This window comes from Pseudomonas sp. EMN2 (assembly GCF_009650555.1).
GTDB classification, from domain to species: domain Bacteria; phylum Pseudomonadota; class Gammaproteobacteria; order Pseudomonadales; family Pseudomonadaceae; genus Aquipseudomonas; species Aquipseudomonas sichuanensis.
The window spans coordinates 34,050-54,031 of record NZ_VZZR01000012.1; the positions used below are offsets into that span (position 1 = coordinate 34,050).

A 19,982-nucleotide genomic window follows, 5' to 3' on the forward strand; every position below is an offset into this window, starting at 1 on the left:
AGTGATCCCTGTGGGAGCGGGTTTACCCGCGAAGGGGCGCGAAGCGGCCCCAACGTATTTTTGCCCCCAAAAAACGGCTGAACGGCGCTACACTCTGCACCCCCGACCGATACGGCCAACACGAGGCTCATGCATGCAGTATCGCGATTTGCGCGACTTCATCCGTGGCCTGGAACAGCGCGGTGAACTCAAGCGCATCCAGGTTCCCATCTCCCCCGTCCTGGAAATGACCGAAGTCTGCGACCGCACCCTGCGCGCCAAGGGCCCGGCGTTGCTGTTCGAAAAGCCCACCGGCTTCGACATTCCGGTACTGGGCAACCTGTTCGGCACCCCCGAGCGCGTGGCCATGGGCATGGGCGCCGAGTCGGTCAGCGAGCTGCGCGAGATCGGCAAGCTGCTGGCGTTCCTCAAGGAACCCGAGCCGCCGAAAGGCTTGAAGGACGCCTGGTCGAAACTGCCGATCTTCAAGAAGGTCGTGTCGATGGCGCCTAAGGTGGTCAAGGACGCGGTGTGCCAGGAGGTGGTGGTCGAGGGCGATGACGTCGACCTCGGGCAACTGCCGATCCAGCACTGCTGGCCGGGCGACGTGGCGCCGCTGATCACCTGGGGCCTGACCGTCACCCGCGGCCCGAACAAGGACCGGCAGAACCTCGGCATCTATCGCCAGCAGGTAATCGGCCGCAACAAGGTCATCATGCGCTGGCTGAGCCACCGCGGCGGTGCCCTGGACTACCGCGAGTGGTGCGAGAAACACCCCGGCCAACCCTTCCCGGTGGCCGTGGCCCTGGGGGCGGACCCGGCGACTATCCTAGGTGCCGTGACCCCGGTCCCGGACACCCTGTCCGAATACGCCTTCGCCGGCCTGCTGCGTGGCAACCGCACCGAGCTGGTGAAATGCCGAGGCAGCGACCTGCAGGTGCCGGCCACCGCCGAGATCATCCTCGAAGGTGTGATCCACCCGGGCGAAATGGCCCCGGAAGGGCCGTACGGTGACCACACCGGTTACTACAACGAGGTGGACAGCTTCCCGGTGTTCACCGTCGAGCGCATCACCCATCGGCAAAAACCGATCTACCACAGCACCTACACCGGCCGACCACCGGATGAGCCGGCGATCCTTGGCGTGGCACTGAACGAGGTGTTCGTGCCGATCCTGCAGAAGCAGTTTCCCGAGATCGTCGACTTCTACCTGCCGCCGGAAGGCTGCTCGTACCGGATGGCGGTGGTGACCATGAAAAAGCAGTACCCAGGCCACGCCAAGCGCGTGATGCTGGGAGTGTGGTCGTTCCTGCGACAGTTCATGTACACCAAGTTCGTTATCGTCACCGACGACGATATCAACGCCCGCGACTGGAACGATGTGATCTGGGCCATCACCACGCGCATGGACCCCAAGCGTGATACGGTGATGATCGACAACACTCCCATCGATTACCTCGACTTCGCGTCGCCGGTGTCGGGGCTGGGGTCGAAGATGGGCCTGGATGCCACGCACAAATGGCCGGGCGAGACTACACGCGAATGGGGCCGGGTCATCGTCAAGGACGAGGCCGTCACCCGCCGTATCGATGAGCTGTGGGATCAGTTGGGAATAGATTGATGCAGGTAACCTTGCAGCCGTCCGGTGCGGTGCTGGCGGTGGAACCGGGCGAAAGGATTCTGGATGCGGCGCGGCGCCTGGGCTACGACTGCCCGAACAGCTGCCGTAACGGCAACTGCCATGTCTGCGCCGCGCTGTTGGTGGAAGGGCGTATCCGCCAGGAAGGCGTCATTCGCGATCACGGTGAGCTGTTCACCTGCATCGCCGAGCCGCTGGAGGACTGTGTCTTGCTGTGGGACGGTGTGCTGGCCCTGGGCGAGCTGCCGGTGCGCAAACTGGCCTGCACCGTCAGCGAATGCGTCGACGTCGGTGGCGATGTCTGGCGCGTGCGCCTGCGCGCACCCGCTGGCAAGCCGCCGCGTTACCACGCCGGGCAATACCTGATGATCGAGCGTGAAGGGGCGGACAAGGCCGCTTTCTCGCTGGCCTCCGCGCCCCATGGCGGGCGTGAGCTGGAGCTGCATGTGCTGGCGCGCGAAAGCAGCGCCGTGCAGTTGATTGAGCAGTTGCGACGCAATGGCCTGGCGCGCATCGAGCTGCCCTTCGGTGATGCGCATCTGGCCGAGCTGCCCGATGGCCCGCTGGTGCTGATTGCCGCCGGTACCGGCATGGGCCAGATGCACAGCCTGGTCGAGCACTGCCGCGCCCAGGGCTTCAAGCACCCGGTGCACCTGTACTGGGGCGTGCGGCGGCCCGAGGACTTCTACCAGATCGAGCACTGGGCCGAGTGGGAGCGCCTGCCCAACCTGTTCCTGCACAAGGTGGTCAGTGACCTGTGCGGTTGGGAAGGGCGTTGCGGCCTGCTGCACGAAGCGGTCTGCGAAGACATCGGCGACCTCAACCAGGTCCACGTCTACGCCAGTGGCTCGCCGAACATGGTCTACGCCACCCTCGATGCCCTGGTAGAAGCCGGCATGGACCCGCATCGCATGCGCGCCGACGTGTTCGCCTACGCGCCGCGCGGTTAAAACAGCATGGCACGCCGCAAGGGCGTGCCGTTATTAATAACCAATTTTTTTCCGTTGATTATATGGCGTGGATTATTGCCGAGACGGTTAATAACTTTCGCTATACTCGAAACATTACTTCCCGTTCGGCGGAAGATTGAATGAAATCTTCCATCCAGGCTTGAGGCCGACGTGCGATCTACTTTAGGTTAGGCGTAGTGGCATTCGCGGGTAAACCCGCTCCCACAGGGCCGCCGTTGCTTTTGTGGGAGCGGGTTTACCCGCGAATACGTTGGCTCAAGCTCTGCAGTAATCGCGATAGAACGCGCACTTCAGTAGTTCACAGGAAATAATGGCGGCAGCTCATGTCGACACTTGAAAGTTTGTCCTGGCAAATCTCATATCCCCCGTCGCTCGATTTCGGGCAACAATTGACCCGCGAACAACTGCAGCACTCGATGCAGCAAACAATGGCCCAGCACACGGGTGGCCCGGTGTGGCTGTTCGCCTATGGCTCGCTGATCTGGCGTCCTGAGTGCAATTCGGTCGAGCGCCAGCGGGCGCGGGTGCATGGTTATCACCGTGGCCTTTACCTCTGGTCCCACGAGCATCGCGGCACCCCGGAATGCCCTGGGCTGGTGTTCGGCCTTGATCGTGGCGGTTCGTGCAGCGGTTTCGCCTATCGCCTGGACGAGAGCAACCTGGACGATTCGCTGATGGCCCTGTGGCAACGCGAGATGCCGTATCCGGCTTATCGCCCGCACTGGCTCAGTTGCCGCCTGGGTGACGGAAGCAAAGTGCAGGCCCTGGGTTTTGTGCTGGAAAGGCACCTGCCGTGCTACGCGGGTAACCTCCCAGACACCCTGTTGAGCCAGATCCTGGCCAGCGCTGCGGGGCGCTATGGCACCACGCGCGAATATGTGGAGCAGACGCTCAATGCCCTGCGCAGCCACCAGATGCCGGATCGCAACCTCGAGGCGCGGTTCCGGCGCTGCCATAACCTGCGCGAGGTCTGAGCTTTTGGCTGACTGAGCGGGCCTCATCGCTGGCAAGCCAGCTCCCACAGAGGGGCGCGCAACCCTGTGGGAGCTGGCTTGCCAGCGATGAGGCCGTAACAGTCAAGCAATTCTACCGGGCGGTCACCACCAACTTGCCCACCGCCTGGCGCTGCGCCAACCGCTCAATCGCCGCACCCCCTTCAGCCAATGCATAGGTCTGCGACACCAACGGCTTCAGCTTGCCCTCGGCATGCCAGGCAAACAGCTGGCGGAAGTTGGCTGCGTTGTCCTCCGGCTGGCGTTGAGCGAACGCGCCCCAGAACACCCCGGTCACTGCCGCGCCCTTGAGCAGCGCCAGGTTCACCGGCAGCTGCGGGATCGTGCCGCTGGCAAAGCCCACCACCAGCAGCCGCCCGTTCCACGCCAAGCCGCGTACGGCCTGGTCGAACAGCGCACCGCCCACCGGGTCGTAGACCACATCCACCCCCTGGCCGCCGGTCAGGCGCTTGATCTCGTCCTTGAGGCTGGCCTGGCTGTAGTCGATCAGCTCATCGGCGCCGGCTGCCTTGGCCACCGCCAGCTTGTCGGCGCTGCTGGCGGCAGCGATCACCCGAGCACCCAGGGCCTTGCCGATTTCCACCGCAGCCAGGCCCACGCCCCCGGATGCGCCCAGTACCAACAGGGTCTCGCCGGCCTTGAGCTGGCCGCGCTGGGTCAGCGCGTGCATCGAGGTGCCGTAGGTCATGCCGAAGGCGGCGGCGGTGGTGAAGTCCATGCCCGCAGGGATCGGCAACACATTGTAGAACGGCACCGCCACCTGCTCGGCGAAGGCGCCCCAGCCGGTCAGGGCCATGACCCGGTCACCGACCTTGAATGCACCGGCCTTCTCGCCGACCGCTGCGACCACGCCGGCCGCTTCACCACCGGGCGAGAACGGCAGGGGCGGCTGGAACTGGTACTTGCCTTCGATGATCAGGGTGTCGGGAAAGTTGACCCCGGCAGCATGTACCTCCAGCAGGATCTCGTTCTTCTTCGGCGAGGGGCTGGCGACATCTTCCAGAACCAGGTCCCGCGCCGGGCCCAGGGCTTTGCACAACAAGGCTTTCATCAGGGCTATTCCTTTGCGTGTGGTGGCCGATAAGTGTAGGAGGGCCGTTTGGCCGGTCAACGAGCATGGCCCGCCCTGATGTGCCGGCATAAGCCCGGGCTTGGGTTTGCCCGGCGCGCTGGGTAAGCTGGCGCCAACTGTATTGAGGAGCGTAATTGGTGAAAGCGTGGATCTTGATGGTGCTGGCCCTGATGCTGCCAGCCGCGGCGATGGCCGAGGAGGCCAAGGAAGGGGCGCCCAAGGTGAGCTATATCAGCCTCAGCCCGCCCTTCGTCGGCAACTATGCCCTCGACGGCAGCCCCAAGCTGCGGGTGTTCAAGGCCGACGTTGCCCTGCGTGTGACCGGCGATGCCGCCGCCGCCGCGGTCAAGCACCACGAGCCGCTGATCCGCAACCAGCTGGTGGCGCTGTTCACCCAGCAAGGTGTGGACAACATGAGCAACGTCGAAGCCAAGGAAAAACTGCGCCAGGACGCGCTCAAGCAGGTACAGCAGGTGATGGAAGCCGAAGAGGGCAAGCCGATCGTCGAGGACCTGCTGTTCAACAACCTTATCGTGCAGTAATCAACGGCCCAGGGCGATGATCGCCGCCCACTGGGCTGCGGTTACCGGCATCACCGACAGGCGGCTGCCCTTCTGTACCAGCGGCAGCTCCTCGAGGGCGGCCTGCTGTTTGAGCAGGCCCAGGCCGAGTACCTGGCGGAAGGTCTGCACATGCTCCACGTCCACGGCGCTCCAGGGGTTCTTGTCGGCGCTGGCCTTGGGGTCGTGATAGTGGCTTGCAGGGTCCAGCGCGGTCGGGTCCGGGTAGGCGGCGGCGCTGATTCGGGCAATGCCGGCCACGCCCGGTTGCGGGCAGCTGGAGTGATAGAAGAAAAACTCGTCACCGACGCTCATGGCCCGCAGAAAGTTGCGCGCCTGGTAGTTGCGTACCCCGTCCCAGCGGGCGTTGCCGAGCTTTGCCAAGCCTTCGATGGAGAGCTCGTCGGGCTCGGATTTCATCAGCCAGTAGGCCATGGATACTGCTCCTGAAAGGGTTTGAAATAACTCGTTGCATCAAACCGACAGCCGGTTGGCGTCAACGTTTGCGTGTGGGCTCACGTTGGCGGAAAATGCGCCGATTTTAAAGACAGACGCTCCGGCCGCCACCCATAAAGGCGCCGAGCATGGACAGTTTGCCTAGGGGGGCATTCGATGAAACAACGTAAACCGGACCTGCTCTGGATCCTCGCCTTCATTTTCGGCCTGGGCGTGGTGACTACCGGTTATGCGCAGGGCCTGTGGGAGCGCAAGCTGGACGCCGCCAGCCAGCAGATGCCGATCGACCCGGCGCAACAGCAGCGCTGATCCACATTATTCTCGCGCCTGATCACCTCGGCGCCAGGTACCTGTCACGGTCCGAGACCGTCCCCTGCAGCGGTACATCCCAGCTTGCCTGATCAAGGCGTTCGACTTTCTGGCATTCGTGCGCCAGCCCCAGCAACAGCGGTTTTTTCCAGCCCTTGCGCCGCCCCAGGTAAGCCAGGCTGCGGTCGTAGAAGCCACCGCCCATACCCAGACGCCCCCCCACCTCATCGAAACCAACCAGCGGCAGCAGGATCAGGTCCAGCGCCCAGACGGGTCGTTGGCGCTTGCGCTCGATGATCGGTTCCGAGATCCGGAAGCGATTAAGCCTTAGTTTTTCGCCCTGCTCGAAACGCTGGAACACCATGCGCGTGCGTGGCCAGGCGTGCAGCACCGGCAGGTAGACGCGCTTGCCGCGCTTGTGTGCCTCGCGCAGCAACAGGCGCGGGTCGATCTCGCCGTCATTGGGCAGGTACAGGGCAATGTGGCGGGCGCGGCGGAACAACGGATCCTGCGCCAGCTGGCGGTACAGGCCAAGGGCGGCCTGGCTTTGCTGGGCGGGTGTAAGGGCGCGGCGCGCATTGCGCAGCAGGCGGCGAAGCTGGGGGCGGGTGAGCGGCGCGGTGTCGGTCATGGCACGGGCGTTCCCAGAGAAAACGAAATGCCCGCCGTGTGAGGCGGGCAGTTCTGAAGCAGGCTCCCCGACAAGACCGCTATCGGTGTAGCCCTTGAACCCGAAAGTTCAAGGTGGAGATTGCAGGGGGCGTTAAGGCTTTCCGTCGGGCGGACATGCACACCGGCCCCAGCGTGCAACCCCCGTGGTTGTGCGTATCGGCTCAGGGACATAACCGACTGGCGCATCCCCCAGGGAGTGGCGCCAGTATACCAATCTCAGTCGTTTTTGCTAACCGGATCGTCGGCCAGCGCCTGATCGACCCGTTCCAGCAGGTCGCGCACCTGCTCGCGGGTGGTGCCGCCACTGGCCGGCGCTTCCGGTCGGTCCTGGCGGTGCAACAGCTCGTGGGTGATGTTCAGGGCGGCCATGACTGCGATGCGGTCGGCGCCGATCACTTTGCCGCTGCTGCGGATCTCGCGCATCTTGCCGTCGAGGTAACGGGCGGCACCGACCAGGTTGTTGCGCTCCTCGGGCGGGCAGATGATCGAATATTCCTTGTCGAGGATCTGGACGGTGACGCTATTGCTTGAACTCATGAGTCTTGCTCCAGGGCCTTGAGGCGCAGGATCATCGATTCGATCTTGCGCTTGGCGATCTCGTTCTTTTCGATGAGGTGGGCGCGCTCCTCGCGCCAGGTTTTTTCCTGCGCTACTAAGAGTGCGTTTTGCCGTTTTAGTTGCTCGACCCGCTCGATCAGCGACTCGAACCGGCTCATCAGCGCTTGCAGGTCGTTCTCTTGCATGGGTTGCACTCGATTCGCTCCATCGTCGGCTCACCTTGCGATCATGCCCGCACAGTCGCCACGCGGCCAGTGCTGATGGTCTTGGCGCGCCTGCCGGTGCTAGGATACAAGGCCTTCATTCTAGTCATTGCGCCGTCTGGCGCCTAGCTGCCCATGCCCAATACCCAATCGCCCTACATCGCCTTCGCCATGCTGCTGTCGAGCAATGGCCACCCTGTCACCCCGGCCGAGCTGCATGGCCTGCTGATCGGCCGCAGCTGCGCCGGTGCCGGCTTCGATGCCGATGCCTGGCTGGCGGACGCGGCCCAATTGCTGGAAACCGAACCCGGCGACACGGTACGCAATGCCCTGGTCGGCCTGCAGGAGATGGTCAAGGCCGAGCTGACCGGCGAAGACGTCGCCATCGTGCTGCTGTTGCCTTCCGACGATGCCGCACTGAGCGACCGCGCCACCGCGCTGGGCCAGTGGTGCCAGGGCTTCATCACCGGTTTCGGTTTGAACGCCGGCGGCAAGGACCTGTCCACCGATGCCAAGGAAGTGCTCCAGGACCTGGTAGCCATCTCGCAAGTCCAGGAAGCGCTGGAAGAGTCCGAGGACGGCGAGAGCGACTACATGGAAGTCATGGAGTACCTGCGCGTCGCCCCGCTGCTGCTGTACACCGAGCTGGCCGCACCGGCCGCGCCCGCGCCCAAGCCATCGCTGCACTGATCGATTCGGGGTCGTTTGCCCATGAGCCACATACCCAAGGCGGAGTACGCCCGTCGGCGCAAGGCGCTGATGGCGCAGATGGTCCCCAACAGCATCGCCATCCTGCCCGCCGCCGCGGTTGCCATCCGCAACCGCGACGTCGAGCACGTCTATCGCCAGGACAGCGACTTCCAGTACCTCAGCGGCTTCCCCGAGCCCGAGGCGGTGATCGCCCTGATCCCCGGCCGCGAGCACGGCGAGTACGTACTGTTCTGCCGCGAACGCAACCCTGAGCGCGAGCTGTGGGACGGCCTGCGCGCCGGCCAGGACGGGGCGATGCGCGACTTCGGTGCCGACGACGCCTTCCCCATCACCGACATCGACGAGATCCTGCCCGGCCTGATCGAAGGCCGCGAGCGGGTCTACAGCGCCATGGGCAGCAACCCCGAGTTCGACCGCCGGTTGATGGACTGGATCAACGTGATCCGTTCCAAGGCCCGCCTGGGCGCGCAGCCGCCGAACGAATTCGTTGCCCTGGATCATCTGCTGCACGACATGCGCCTGTATAAATCGGCGGCGGAAGTGAAAGTGATGCGCGAGGCCGCGGCGATCTCGGCGCGGGCCCATGTGCGGGCCATGCAGGCCTGCCGCGCCGGGCTGCACGAATACAGCCTGGAAGCCGAGCTGGACTACGAGTTCCGCAAGGGTGGGGCGAAGATGCCGGCCTACGGCTCGATCGTCGCGGCCGGGCGCAACAGCTGCATCCTGCATTACCAGCAGAACGACGCGCCGCTCAAGGACGGTGACCTGGTACTGATCGACGCCGGTTGCGAGATCGACTGCTACGCCAGCGACATCACCCGCACCTTCCCGGTCAGCGGGCGTTTCTCGCCGGAGCAGAAGGCGATCTACGAACTGGTGCTCGCGGCCCAGGCCGCGGCCTTTGCGGTGATCGCCCCCGGCAAGCACTGGAACCATGCACACGAGGCCACCGTGCGGGTGATCACCGAAGGCCTGGTGGAGCTGGGCCTGCTCAAGGGCGAGGTGCAGGCGTTGATCGACAGCGAGGCTTACCGCGCCTTCTACATGCACCGCGCCGGGCACTGGCTGGGCATGGATGTGCACGACGTGGGCGAATACAAGGTCGGTGGCCAGTGGCGCGTGCTCGAACCGGGCATGGCCCTGACCGTCGAGCCGGGCATCTACATTGCCGCCGACAACCAGAACGTCGCCAAGAAATGGCGCGGCATCGGCGTAAGGATCGAGGACGACGTGGTAGTCACCAGGCAAGGTTGTGAAATCCTCACCTCGGGCGTACCGAGAACCATCGCCGAGATCGAAGCGTTGATGCTCGATGCCCGCAAGGCTGTGGCATGAATCGGGTCAACCTGGCGATCATCGGTGGCGGGCTGGTTGGCGCCAGCCTTGCCCTCACGCTCCAGGCCGGGGCCAAGGCCCGCGGCTGGAAAATCCTGCTGATCGAGCCGTTCGCCCCGGGCGACAGCTTCCAGCCCAGCTACGATGCGCGCTCCTCGGCGCTGTCCTACGGCACCCGGCAGATCTACGAGCAGTTGGGCCTGTGGCAGGCCATCAGCCGCCGCGCCGAGCCGATCAGCCAGATCCAGGTGTCCGACCGTGGCCGATTTGGCGCCACCCGCCTGGATGCGCTCGAAGAAGGCGTGCCGGCGCTGGGTTACGTGGTCGAGAACGCCTGGCTCGGCCAGTGCCTGTGGCAGGCCATCGACAACGAAGTGGTGAGCTGGCGCTGCCCGGCCGAGGTCAAGGCGATGCAGGCCATCGCCGGCGGCTACCGCCTGCAACTGGACGACGATACCTCGCTGGAATGCGACCTGGCGGTACTGGCCGACGGCGGCCGCTCGGGCTTGCGCGAACAGTTGGGCATTCACGTGCGCAGCACGCCCTATGACCAGAGCGCGTTGATTGCCAACATCACCCCAGGCGAGGCCCACCGTGGCCAGGCGTTCGAGCGCTTTACCGAGCAAGGCCCGATGGCATTGCTGCCGTTGCCGGAAAACCGCTGTGCGCTGGTCTGGACCCGCCAGGGCATGGACGCCCGACGCCTGGCCGAGGTTGACGAGCGCAGCTTCCTGCGTGAGCTGCAGGACGCCTTCGGCTACCGCCTCGGCGCCTTGCGCCAGGTGGGCGCGCGGCACCTGTACCCGCTGGCGCTGGTCGAGGCCCAGGAGCAGGTGCGCCCGCACCTGGTGGTGCTCGGCAACGCCGCCCACAGCCTGCACCCGATTGCCGGCCAGGGCTTCAACCTGTCGCTGCGCGACGTGCAGTCGCTGGCCGACGCGCTGCTGGCCGGCCCGCAACAACCGGGCGACCTGGCCACGTTGCAGGCCTACCAGCAGCGTCAGCGCCTCGACCAGGCGCTGACCATCGGCTTCTCCGACCAGGTCACCCGCGTGTTTGGCAGCAACCAGCCACTGATCACCACCGGGCGCAACCTCGGCCTGCTGGGCCTCGATCTGTTGCCACCGGCAAAAAGCTGGTTCGCCCGCCAGGCCATGGGCCTGGGCACCCGCCCTGACCCGCGGGGTCGCCCATGAGCGATCCCCGCAAGCTCGCGCGCAAGGCCCGCCTGCTGCGCTGGCTGCTCAACTGCTACCCGCCCTACCTGGGGGCCGGCATCCGCGTCCAGGCCATCAGCCCGGACATGCGCAGCGTCAAGGTGCGCATGAAGCTGACGCGGTGGAACCGCAACTACGTCGGTACCCAGTTCGGCGGCAGCCTGTACTCGATGGTCGACCCGTTCTACATGCTGCTGCTGATCGAGCAGTTGGGGCGCGAATACATCGTCTGGGACAAGGCCGCCAGCATCGATTTCATCTCGCCGGGCAAGGGCCCGGTGTACGCCGAATTCCACGTCGACGACGCGCTGCTGGACGAGATTCGCCAGCAGACCGCCAGCGGCAAGAAATACCTGCCCAGGTTGCAGGTGGAGATCCGCGATGGCGCCGGTGAGCTGGTGGCGCGGGTCGACAAAACCCTATATGTGCGGCTCAAGCCGCAAGCGAGGCAGGCGTAAGGCATGGAAATGCGCGCAGATCTGTTGATTGTCGGTGCCGGTATGGTCGGCAGCGCCCTGGCCCTGGCCCTGCGCCACAGTGGCCTGGAAATTCTCCTGCTCGATGGCGGCCCGCTGTCGGTCAAGCCTTTCGATGGCCAGGCACCGTTCGAGCCGCGCGTCAGCGCGCTGTCGGCGGCCAGCCAGCGCATCCTCGAGCGCCTTGGGGCCTGGGACGGCATCGCCCGGCGGCGGGTATCGCCGTACTCGGACATGCATGTCTGGGATGGCAGCGGCACCGGGCAGATCCACTTCTCGGCGGCCAGCGTGCACGCCCAGGTGCTCGGTCACATCGTCGAGAACCGGGTCATCCAGGATGGCCTGCTGGAGCGCCTGCACGACAGCGATGTCGGCCTGCTGGCCAATGCTCGCCTGGAGCAGCTGCGCCGCTCCGGCGACGAGTGGCTGCTGACCCTCGCCGATGGCCGCACACTGCGCGCGCCGCTGGTGATCGCCGCCGATGGCGCCAATTCGGCGGTGCGCCGCCTGGCCGGTTGCGAAACCCGTGAATGGGATTACCTGCACCACGCCATCGTCACCAGCGTGCGTTGCAGCGAAGCGCACCGCACCACGGCCTGGCAGCGTTTCACCGACGAAGGCCCGCTGGCCTTCCTGCCGCTGGATCGCGATGGTAAGCAGGACTGGTGCTCGATCGTCTGGTCGACCACTCCGGAGCAGGCCGAGCAGGCCATGGCGATGGACGACGCGGCGTTCCGCGCTGCGCTGGAGCGGGCTTTCGAGGGGCGTCTGGGCGACGTGCTTGAAGCGGACCCACGGGTGTGTGTACCGCTGCGCCAGCGCCATGCCAAACGCTATGTGGAGGAAGGCCTGGCGCTGATCGGCGATGCCGCCCACACCATTCACCCGCTGGCGGGGCAGGGGGTCAACCTGGGCTTCCTCGATGCTGCGGTGCTGGCCGAGGAGCTGGTGCGCGCCACTGAGCGTGGCGAGCGTCTGGCCGATGTGAAGGTGTTGAGCCGCTACGAGCGCCGGCGCATGCCACACAACCTGGCGCTGATGGCGGCGATGGAGGGCTTCGAACGGTTGTTCCAGGCCAACCCGTTGCCGTTGCGCTGGTTGCGCAACAGTGGCTTGAAGCTGGTGGAGCAGATGCCTGAGGCCAAGGCGATGTTCGTGCGCCAGGCGCTGGGGTTGTCCGGGGACCTGCCGGAGCTGGCCAGGGCTTGAGGCCCAATCGCGGGGCAAGCCCGCTCCCACAAACACGTGGGAGCGGGCTTGCCCCGCGATTGTTTGCAACATCTGGTAACTGCTGCGCAGGTGAGTCGCAAAATGGGAAACACTACCATTTGCACCTCTCAAACTCAGCGAGGAGTGCCCCCCATGTTGCCCCGCAAACCCCTACTGGCCGCCCTGGCCCTCACGCTGTTCGGCGGCACCGCCCAGGCAGCGGACGAAGTGGTGGTGTACTCCTCGCGCATCGACGAGCTGATCAAGCCGGTGTTCGACGCCTACACCGCCAAGACCGGCGTCAAGGTCAAGTTCATCACCGACAAGGAAGCGCCGCTGATGCAGCGCATCAAGGCCGAGGGCCAGAACGGCGTGGCCGACCTGCTGCTCACCGTCGATGCCGGCAACCTCTGGCAGGCCGAGCAGATGGGCATCCTGCAGCCGATCAAGTCGGACATCATCGACAACAACATCCCCGCGCAATACCGCGCCTCGTCCCACGACTGGACCGGCCTGAGCCTGCGTGCGCGGACCATCGTCTACTCCACCGAGCGCGTCAAACCCTCGGAGCTGAGCACCTACGAAGCCCTGGCCGACAAGCAGTGGGAAGGCCGCCTGTGCCTGCGTACGGCGAAGAAGGTCTACAACCAGTCGCTGACCGCCACCCTGATCCAGAACCACGGCGAGGCTGAAACCGAGAAGCTGGTCAAAGGCTGGGTCAACAATCTGTCCACCGACGTGTTCTCCGACGACACCGCGCTGCTCAATGCCATCGCCGCCGGCCAGTGCGACGTGGGCATCGTCAACACCTACTACTACGGCCGCCTGCACAAAGAGAAGCCAGACCTGCCGGTGAAGCTGTTCTGGCCCAACCAGGGCGACCGTGGCGTGCACGTCAACCTGTCGGGCATCGGCCTGACCAAGCATGCGCCGCACCCGGAAGCGGCGAAGAAGCTGGTGGAGTGGATGACCGGCGAGGAGGCGCAGAAACTGTTCGCCGACATCAACCAGGAGTTCCCGGCCAACCCGAAGGTGAAGCCTTCGGAAGAAGTGGCGGCCTGGGGCAGCTTCAAGGCTGACAGCATTCCGGTGGAAGTGGCCGGCAAGCGCCAGGCCGAAGCTGTTCGCTTGATGGATCGGGCTGGCTGGAACTGAGTCCAGCGCCTTATTCTTGAGCATTCATCGCGGGGCAAGCCCGCTCCCACGTGGCCCGTGGGAGCGGGCTTGCCCCGCGATGCTATCTCACTGCAAAAGAGACCCCCGCCTTGCCCCACGCCCCCCAACGCCGCTGGTATCCCCCGGTCTTCCTCATCGCCGCGCTGGTGCTGCTGCCGCTGAGCGTCCTGCTGCTGTCCTGGCAGACGGTCGACCTGCAGATCTGGTCGCACCTGCTCGACACTCAGATGAGCCGCCTGCTGGGCAACACCCTGACCCTGGTGCTGGGCGTCGGTGTCGGCGTGACCGTGGTGGGCGTGAGCCTGGCCTGGCTCACCAGCCTTTGCGAGTTCCCCGGGCGGCGCTGGCTGGATTGGGCGTTGATGCTGCCTTTCGCCATTCCGGCCTATGTCCTGGCGTTCGTGTTCGTTGGCCTGCTGGATTTCGCCGGCCCCGTGCAGAGTGCCCTGCGCGAAGTCTTCGGGCCGATGCGCCTGCCCCGGGTACGCTCCACCGGCGGGGTGATCACCGTGCTGGTGCTGGTGTTCTACCCCTACGTCTACCTGCTGGCGCGCACAGCGTTCATGGCTCAGGGCAAGGGCCTGATGGAGGCGGCGCGGGTGCTTGGGCTGTCGCCGTTGCAGGCGTTCTGGCGGGTGGCATTGCCCATGGCGCGGCCGGCCATCGGTGCGGGTATCGCCCTGGCGCTGATGGAGACCCTGGCCGATTTCGGCGCGGTGTCGGTGTTCAACTTCGACACCTTCACTACCGCCATCTACAAGACCTGGTACGGCTTCTTCAGTCTGTCCAGCGCGGCGCAGTTGGCCAGCCTGCTGCTGCTGGCGGTGATGCTGGTGCTGTACGGCGAGCGTCGTTCACGCGGCGCCAGCCGCAGCGGCAACGAACGGCCACGGGGGCAGGCGCTCTACCACCTGCGCGGCATCAAGGCGTTCGCCGCCAGCAGCTGGTGCCTGCTGGTGTTCGCCTGCGCCTTCGTCATCCCGCTGCTGCAACTGCTGGTGTGGTGCTGGCAGCGGGGCCGGCATGACCTGGACGAGCGTTATCTCGGGCTGGTGCTGCACACCCTCTACCTGGGTGGCATGGCGGCGTTGATCACCGTCTGCGCCGCCTTGCTGCTGGCCTTTGCCCGGCGCCAGGCGCCGACCACCGGCATCCGCGCCGGGGTCGGCCTGGCGAACCTGGGCTATGCCTTGCCAGGCTCGGTGCTGGCGGTGTCGATCATGCTGGCGTTCAGTTACCTCGACAATCAACTGGTGATTCCCTTCTCGCAATGGCTGGGCGGGGCGGGTAAACCGCTGCTGCTGGGCAGCCTGTCGGCGTTGCTGCTGGCCTACCTGGTGCGCTTCGTCGCCGTCGCCTACGGCCCGCTGGAAAGCAGCCTGGAGCGCATCCGCCCGTCGCTGCCGGAGGCTTCACGCAGCCTTGGGGTCGCCGGGCCGAGATTGTTTTTCAAGGTGTATCTGCCGTTGCTGGTGCCGGGTGCCCTGAGCGCTGCGTTGCTGGTGTTCGTCGATGTGCTCAAGGAAATGCCGGCCACCCTGCTGATGCGCCCGTTCGGCTGGGACACCCTGGCCGTGCGGGTGTTCGAGATGACCAGCGAAGGCGAATGGGCGCGCGCCTCGTTGCCGGCGCTGAGCCTGGTGCTGGTCGGCCTGCTGCCGGTCATCGGTCTGATCCGCCGTTCGGCCCATCGTCCGGGGCAACCGCGCTGAGGGTGCCAGGCTGACAGCTTGCGGCTACAATGCGCGGCATTCGCAGCGGCGGCTCCTACAAGAACAGGTGATGACTGAACATCGCCGACTGCCGCCGCCTCGCCACGCCCGGAAGGAGAAACCCATGGGACAGCGTACGCCTCTGTATGACCTGCACCTGGCGCTCGGCGCCAAGACGGTCGATTTTGGCGGTTGGGACATGCCCCTGCACTACGGCTCGCAAGTCGAGGAGCACCATCAGGTGCGCAGTGACTGCGGGGTCTTCGATGTCTCCCATATGACCGTCATCGACATCGATGGCTGTGCCGCCACCCCTTGGCTGCAACATCTGCTGGCCAATGACGTGACCCGCCTCGACGCCCCCGGCAAGGCCCTCTACAGCCCGCTGCTGAACGCCGACGGCGGGGTGATCGACGACCTGATCGCCTACCGCACCGAGGACGGCTATCGCCTGGTGGCCAACGCGGCCACCCGCGACAAGGTGCACGCCTGGCTGCAGGCGCACAGCGCCGGGTTCGCCATCAGTTTCAAACTGCGCCCGGAGTTGGCGATCCTCGCCATCCAGGGCCCGCATGCCCGCGAAAAGGTCGCAGCCCTGCTCAGCCCCGCACGTGCGGCCCTGATCCGCGAACTGCGCCCGTTCGAAGGCGTTGCCGAAGGTGACTGGTTCATCGCCCGCACCGGCTACACCGGCGAAGACGGCCTGGAGATCATCCTGCCCGGCGCCCAGGCCCCGGCGTTCTTCAACGACCTGGTCGGTGCCGGTATTGCCCCGAGCGGGCTGGGTGCCCGCGACACCCTGCGGCTGGAGGCCGGCATGAACCTTTATGGCCAGGACATCGACGAAGCCCACACCCCGCTGACTTCCAACCTGGGCTGGAGCGTTGCCTGGGAGCCGGCCGGCCGTGAATTCATCGGCCGGGCTGGCTTGCTGGCGGAAATCGAGCAAGGTGTGCAGGAAAAACTGGTCGGCCTGGTGCTGGAAGAGCGCGGCGTGCTGCGCGCCCATCAGGTGGTCCGCGTGTCCGGGATTGGCGAAGGGGAGATCACCAGTGGTAGTTTCTCTCCTACGCTGAGCAAGTCCATTGCCCTGGCCCGCGTGCCCATTGCTACCGGCGAACGCGCCGAGGTGGAGATCCGCGGCAAATGGTACCCGGTGCGGGTGGTCAAACCGACCTTCGTGCGCCACGGCAAGATCCTGATCTGACTACTTAAACGGCGGGCCAACCGCTGACCCAATCGAGGAATACAAGACTATGAGCCAAATCCCCGCCGACCTGCGCTTTGCCGATAGCCATGAATGGGCCCGTCTGGAAGCCGACGGCACAGTGACCGTGGGCATCAGCGACCACGCCCAGCAAGCCTTGGGTGACGTGGTGTTCGTCGAGCTGGCCGAAGTCGGCAAGGTGTTCGCCGCAGGCGACGCTGCCGGCGTGGTCGAGTCGGTGAAAGCGGCCTCCGATATCTATGCCCCGATCGGTGGCGAAGTGATCGCGGTCAACGAAGAGCTGGCCGACAGCCCGGAGCTGCTCAACGAAGAGCCCTACGAATCGTGGATCTTCAAGCTCAAGCCGAGCGACAAGTCTGAGCTGGACAAGCTGCTGGATGCTGCTGGCTACAAGGCTGCTATCGGCGAGTAAGCCTCTGGGGGCGCCTTGCGCCCCTATCGCGACACAAGGCCGCTCCTACAGGGGATCGCATTCTCCTGTAGGAGCGGCCTTGTGCCGCGAAAGGGCTGCGAAGCAGCCGCAGGCAAGCACAAGTTTTCCCGCACCATCGCCGATCCCTTCCTAGACTTGTAAGTCTCCATGAGAACTGGTCCAGGAAGAGATTGTCGCCATGTCACAGTCGCCGTCCCTGCATCAACTGCACGCACCCAACCCATTCCTCAGTCGCCACCTGGGGCCCGATGCCCAGGAGCAGCAGGCCATGCTCGACGCCCTTGGCGTCGCCAGCCGCGGCGAACTGATCGAACAGACCGTGCCGCCAGGCATCCGCTTCAACCGCCCGCTCGACCTGCCGCCGGCCCTCGATGAACAGGCCGCCCTGGCCAAGCTCGCCGGCTACGCCGCGCAGAACCAGCTGTGGACCAGCCTGATCGGCATGGGCTATCACGCCACCATCACGCCCACCGTCATCCTGCGCAACGTGCTGGAGAACCCGGGTTGGTACACCGCCTACACGCCCTACCAGCCCGAGATCGCCCAAGGGCGCCTGGAAGCGTTGCTGAACTACCAGCAGATGGTGATCGACCTCACCGGCCTGGCCCTGGCCAATGCCTCGCTGCTGGACGAGGCCACGGCCGCCGCCGAGGCCATGGCCCTGGCCAAGCGCGTGGCGCGCAGCAAGAGCAACGCGTTCTTCGCCGACGAGCACTGCCATCCGCAAACCCTGTCGGTGCTCAAGACCCGCGCTGAAGGCTTCGGCTTCGACCTGATCATCGACTCTGTGGATAACCTCGCCAGCCACCAGGTGTTCGGCGCGTTGCTGCAATATCCCGACACCCATGGCGAAGTGCGTGACTTGCGCCCGCTGATCGACCAGTTGCACGGCCAGCAGGCCCTGGCCTGCGTCGCTGCGGATATCCTCAGCCTGGTGGTGCTCACCCCGCCGGGCGAGCTGGGCGCCGACGTGGTGCTCGGCTCCACCCAGCGGTTTGGCGTGCCCATGGGCTTCGGAGGCCCGCACGCGGCCTATTTCGCCTGTCGTGACGACTACAAGCGGGCCATGCCCGGGCGCATCATCGGGGTGTCCCGCGATGCCCGTGGCAACACTGCGCTGCGCATGGCCCTGCAAACCCGCGAGCAGCACATCCGCCGCGAGAAGGCCAACTCCAACATCTGCACCGCGCAGGTGCTGCTGGCCAACATTGCCAGCTGCTACGCCGTCTACCACGGCCCCGAAGGCCTGCAACGCATCGCCCAGCGGGTGCACCGGCTGACCTTCATTCTGGCCGCCGGGCTTGAGAGCAAAGGCATCAAGCGCCTCAACCAGCACTTCTTCGACACCCTCACGCTCGACGTCGGCGGCACCCAGGCGGCGATCATCGAAAGCGCCGAGGCTGCCCGCATCAACCTGCGCATCCTTGGCCGTGGGCATCTGGGCGTGAGCCTGGACGAAACCTGCGACGAAGCCACGGTGCTCAAGCTGTTCGACATCTTCCTCGGCGTCGACCACGGCCTGGACATCGCTACCCTCGACCAGCAAGCCCTGCCCGAGGGCATCCCCGGCGCCCTGGTGCGGCGCACGCCGATTCTGCAGCACCCTGTGTTCAACCTGCACCACAGCGAAACCGAGATGCTGCGCTACCTCAAGCAGCTGGAGAACAAGGACCTGGCGCTCAACCAGTCGATGATTCCGCTGGGCTCCTGCACCATGAAGCTCAATGCTACCAGCGAGATGATCCCGATCACCTGGCCCGAGTTCGCCCTGCCGCACCCGTTCGCCCCGGCCGCCCAGGTGCTGGGCTACAAGGCAATGATCGACGAGTTGGAAAGCTGGTTGTGCGCCATCACCGGTTTCGACGCCATCTGCATGCAGCCCAACTCCGGCGCCCAGGGCGAGTACGCGGGGTTGATGGCGATCACCCGCTACCACCAGAGCCGCCATCAGCCCAGGCGCACCCTGTGCCTGATCCCGTCATCGGCCCACGGCACCAACCCGGCGTCGGCGCAGATGGCCGGCATGGAGGTGGTGATCGTCGAGTGCGACGAGCAAGGCAACGTCGACCTCGACGACCTCAAGGCCAAGGCCCAGGCCGCCGGCGAGCGGCTGTCCTGCCTGATGATCACCTACCCCTCGACCCATGGCGTGTACGAGGAGGGCATCCGCGAGATCTGCGAGGTGATCCACCAGCACGGCGGACAGGTGTACATGGATGGCGCCAACCTCAACGCCCAGGTGGGGCTGGCACGCCCGGCGGACATCGGTGCCGATGTTTCGCACATGAACCTGCACAAGACCTTCTGCATCCCCCATGGAGGGGGTGGTCCGGGCATGGGGCCGATCGGCATCCGTGCACACCTCAAGCCGTTCGTTGCCAGCCACCCTGTCGTGCCGGTGCCCGGGCTGGACCCGAACAACACCGCGGTCAGTGCCGCGCCATGGGGCAGCGCCAGCATCCTGCCGATCAGTTGGATGTACATCGCCATGATGGGGCCACAGCTGGCCGATGCCAGCGAGGTGGCGATCCTGTCGGCCAACTACCTGGCCAGCCAGTTGCGCGATGCCTTCCCGGTGCTCTACCGCGGGCGCAACCAGCGGGTGGCCCACGAGTGCATCCTCGACCTGCGCCCGCTCAAGGCGCTGACCGGCATCAGCGAGGAGGACGTGGCCAAGCGCCTGATGGACTACGGCTTCCATGCCCCGACCATGTCGTTCCCGGTGCCGGGAACCTTGATGGTCGAGCCTACCGAGAGCGAGTCGAAGGCCGAACTGGACCGTTTTGTCGAAGCAATGCTGGCGATCCGCGCCGAGATCGCGCAGGTGCAGGACGGCAACTGGCCCGCCGAGGACAACCCGCTCAAGCATGCCCCGCACACTCTGGCCGACGTGCTGGCGCCGTGGAACCGGCCCTACAGCATCGAGCAGGGCATCGCCCCCAGCGCTCACGCGCGCCAGCATAAATACTGGCCGGCGGTGAACCGGGTCGACAATGTGTATGGGGACCGGAACCTGTTCTGTTCGTGTGTGCCGGTGGAGGCGTATCGCTGAA

The 19,982-nt window shown here is 65.5% G+C and carries 20 protein-coding genes and 1 other RNA gene; 15 read left to right on the plus strand and 6 right to left on the minus strand.

Going from position 1 to position 19,982, the window contains the following annotated elements:
• The first annotated feature begins 133 nt into the window (after positions 1-133).
• The 3 genes from ubiD (at position 134) to F6X61_RS04530 (ending at position 3,563) form a co-directional block, all read left to right on the plus strand.
• Positions 134-1,600 carry a 4-hydroxy-3-polyprenylbenzoate decarboxylase gene (gene ubiD, locus F6X61_RS04520; RefSeq protein ID WP_110995705.1) on the plus strand — a complete coding sequence of 489 codons (1,467 nt, stop codon included), beginning with the start codon at positions 134-136 and terminating at the stop codon, positions 1,598-1,600.
• The gene (locus tag F6X61_RS04525; protein ID WP_125462166.1) at positions 1,600-2,568 is read left to right on the plus strand and encodes a CDP-6-deoxy-delta-3,4-glucoseen reductase; all 969 of its coding nucleotides are present in this window, start codon (positions 1,600-1,602) and stop codon (positions 2,566-2,568) included. The genes ubiD and F6X61_RS04525 overlap by 1 nt, the downstream gene beginning before the upstream one ends.
• Positions 2,569-2,912: 344 nt before the next feature.
• Positions 2,913-3,563 carry a gamma-glutamylcyclotransferase gene (locus tag F6X61_RS04530; RefSeq protein WP_153785589.1) on the plus strand — a complete coding sequence of 217 codons (651 nt, stop codon included), beginning with the start codon at positions 2,913-2,915 and terminating at the stop codon, positions 3,561-3,563.
• Positions 3,564-3,675: 112 nt separating this feature from the next.
• On the opposite strand, the gene F6X61_RS04535 is transcribed toward F6X61_RS04530, so the two are convergent.
• Positions 3,676-4,653, minus strand: a complete 978-nt coding sequence (locus F6X61_RS04535) for an NADPH:quinone oxidoreductase family protein (protein ID WP_153785590.1) — start codon at positions 4,651-4,653, stop codon at positions 3,676-3,678.
• 158 nt (positions 4,654-4,811) lie between these two features.
• On the opposite strand from F6X61_RS04535, the gene F6X61_RS04540 reads away from it, so the two are divergent.
• Positions 4,812-5,216, plus strand: a complete 405-nt coding sequence (locus tag F6X61_RS04540) for a flagellar basal body-associated protein FliL (RefSeq protein WP_125462169.1) — start codon at positions 4,812-4,814, stop codon at positions 5,214-5,216.
• Here F6X61_RS04540 and F6X61_RS04545 read toward each other — a convergent pair whose 3' ends face one another.
• Positions 5,217-5,669 carry an EVE domain-containing protein gene (locus F6X61_RS04545; protein ID WP_153785591.1) on the minus strand — a complete coding sequence of 151 codons (453 nt, stop codon included), beginning with the start codon at positions 5,667-5,669 and terminating at the stop codon, positions 5,217-5,219.
• 177 nt (positions 5,670-5,846) lie between these two features.
• Here F6X61_RS04545 and F6X61_RS26935 point away from each other — a divergent pair, with 177 nt between their 5' ends.
• Positions 5,847-5,999 carry a hypothetical protein gene (locus tag F6X61_RS26935; RefSeq protein WP_178125766.1) on the plus strand — a complete coding sequence of 51 codons (153 nt, stop codon included), beginning with the start codon at positions 5,847-5,849 and terminating at the stop codon, positions 5,997-5,999.
• A 22-nt stretch (positions 6,000-6,021) separates the two neighbouring features.
• On the opposite strand, the gene F6X61_RS04550 is transcribed toward F6X61_RS26935, so the two are convergent.
• The 4 genes from F6X61_RS04550 to F6X61_RS04565 form a co-directional block, all read right to left on the minus strand.
• The gene (locus F6X61_RS04550) at positions 6,022-6,630 is read right to left on the minus strand and encodes a 5-formyltetrahydrofolate cyclo-ligase (protein ID WP_153785592.1); all 609 of its coding nucleotides are present in this window, start codon (positions 6,628-6,630) and stop codon (positions 6,022-6,024) included.
• Positions 6,631-6,690: 60 nt separating this feature from the next.
• Positions 6,691-6,870: non-coding RNA, 6S RNA (ssrS, locus tag F6X61_RS04555), on the minus strand.
• A 17-nt stretch (positions 6,871-6,887) separates the two neighbouring features.
• A complete protein-coding gene (locus F6X61_RS04560; protein ID WP_153785593.1) occupies positions 6,888-7,208 on the minus strand; it encodes a cell division protein ZapA in 321 nt (106 codons plus the stop codon).
• A complete protein-coding gene (locus F6X61_RS04565) occupies positions 7,205-7,414 on the minus strand; it encodes a TIGR02449 family protein (protein WP_110992146.1) in 210 nt (69 codons plus the stop codon). The genes F6X61_RS04560 and F6X61_RS04565 overlap by 4 nt, the downstream gene beginning before the upstream one ends.
• 153 nt (positions 7,415-7,567) lie before the next feature.
• Here F6X61_RS04565 and F6X61_RS04570 point away from each other — a divergent pair, with 153 nt between their 5' ends.
• The 10 genes from F6X61_RS04570 to gcvP all read left to right on the plus strand — a co-directional run bounded on the left by F6X61_RS04570 (position 7,568) and on the right by gcvP (position 19,981).
• Positions 7,568-8,122, plus strand: coding sequence for a YecA family protein (locus F6X61_RS04570; RefSeq protein ID WP_153785594.1), 555 nt, complete (start codon positions 7,568-7,570; stop codon positions 8,120-8,122).
• Between the two features lie 21 nt (positions 8,123-8,143).
• A complete protein-coding gene (gene pepP / locus F6X61_RS04575; RefSeq protein WP_125462174.1) occupies positions 8,144-9,478 on the plus strand; it encodes a Xaa-Pro aminopeptidase in 1,335 nt (444 codons plus the stop codon).
• Positions 9,475-10,674, plus strand: a complete 1,200-nt coding sequence (gene ubiH / locus F6X61_RS04580) for a 2-octaprenyl-6-methoxyphenyl hydroxylase (protein ID WP_153785595.1) — start codon at positions 9,475-9,477, stop codon at positions 10,672-10,674. Before pepP ends, ubiH begins: the two co-directional genes overlap by 4 nt.
• Positions 10,671-11,153 (plus strand): DUF4442 domain-containing protein, encoded by a 483-nt coding sequence (locus tag F6X61_RS04585; RefSeq protein WP_110992150.1) that lies wholly within the window; start codon positions 10,671-10,673, stop codon positions 11,151-11,153. Before ubiH ends, F6X61_RS04585 begins: the two co-directional genes overlap by 4 nt.
• A gap of 9 nt (positions 11,154-11,162) precedes the next feature.
• Positions 11,163-12,380: a 2-octaprenyl-3-methyl-6-methoxy-1,4-benzoquinol hydroxylase gene (locus F6X61_RS04590; protein WP_178125771.1), complete on the plus strand. Its 1,218-nt coding sequence runs from the start codon at positions 11,163-11,165 to the stop codon at positions 12,378-12,380.
• A 153-nt stretch (positions 12,381-12,533) separates the two neighbouring features.
• Complete coding sequence (locus F6X61_RS04595; RefSeq protein WP_153785597.1) at positions 12,534-13,535, plus strand: extracellular solute-binding protein; 1,002 nt, start codon at positions 12,534-12,536, stop codon at positions 13,533-13,535.
• 110 nt (positions 13,536-13,645) lie between these two features.
• Positions 13,646-15,268, plus strand: a complete 1,623-nt coding sequence (locus F6X61_RS04600) for an iron ABC transporter permease (RefSeq protein ID WP_153785598.1) — start codon at positions 13,646-13,648, stop codon at positions 15,266-15,268.
• A 124-nt stretch (positions 15,269-15,392) separates the two neighbouring features.
• Positions 15,393-16,475, plus strand: coding sequence for a glycine cleavage system aminomethyltransferase GcvT (gcvT, locus tag F6X61_RS04605; protein ID WP_153785599.1), 1,083 nt, complete (start codon positions 15,393-15,395; stop codon positions 16,473-16,475).
• A gap of 49 nt (positions 16,476-16,524) precedes the next feature.
• On the plus strand, positions 16,525-16,908 hold the full coding sequence (gcvH, locus tag F6X61_RS04610) for a glycine cleavage system protein GcvH (protein ID WP_153785600.1): 384 nt from the start codon (positions 16,525-16,527) through the stop codon (positions 16,906-16,908).
• Positions 16,909-17,107: 199 nt separating this feature from the next.
• Positions 17,108-19,981: an aminomethyl-transferring glycine dehydrogenase gene (gene gcvP / locus F6X61_RS04615; protein ID WP_153785601.1), complete on the plus strand. Its 2,874-nt coding sequence runs from the start codon at positions 17,108-17,110 to the stop codon at positions 19,979-19,981.
• Position 19,982 lies beyond the last annotated feature (1 nt).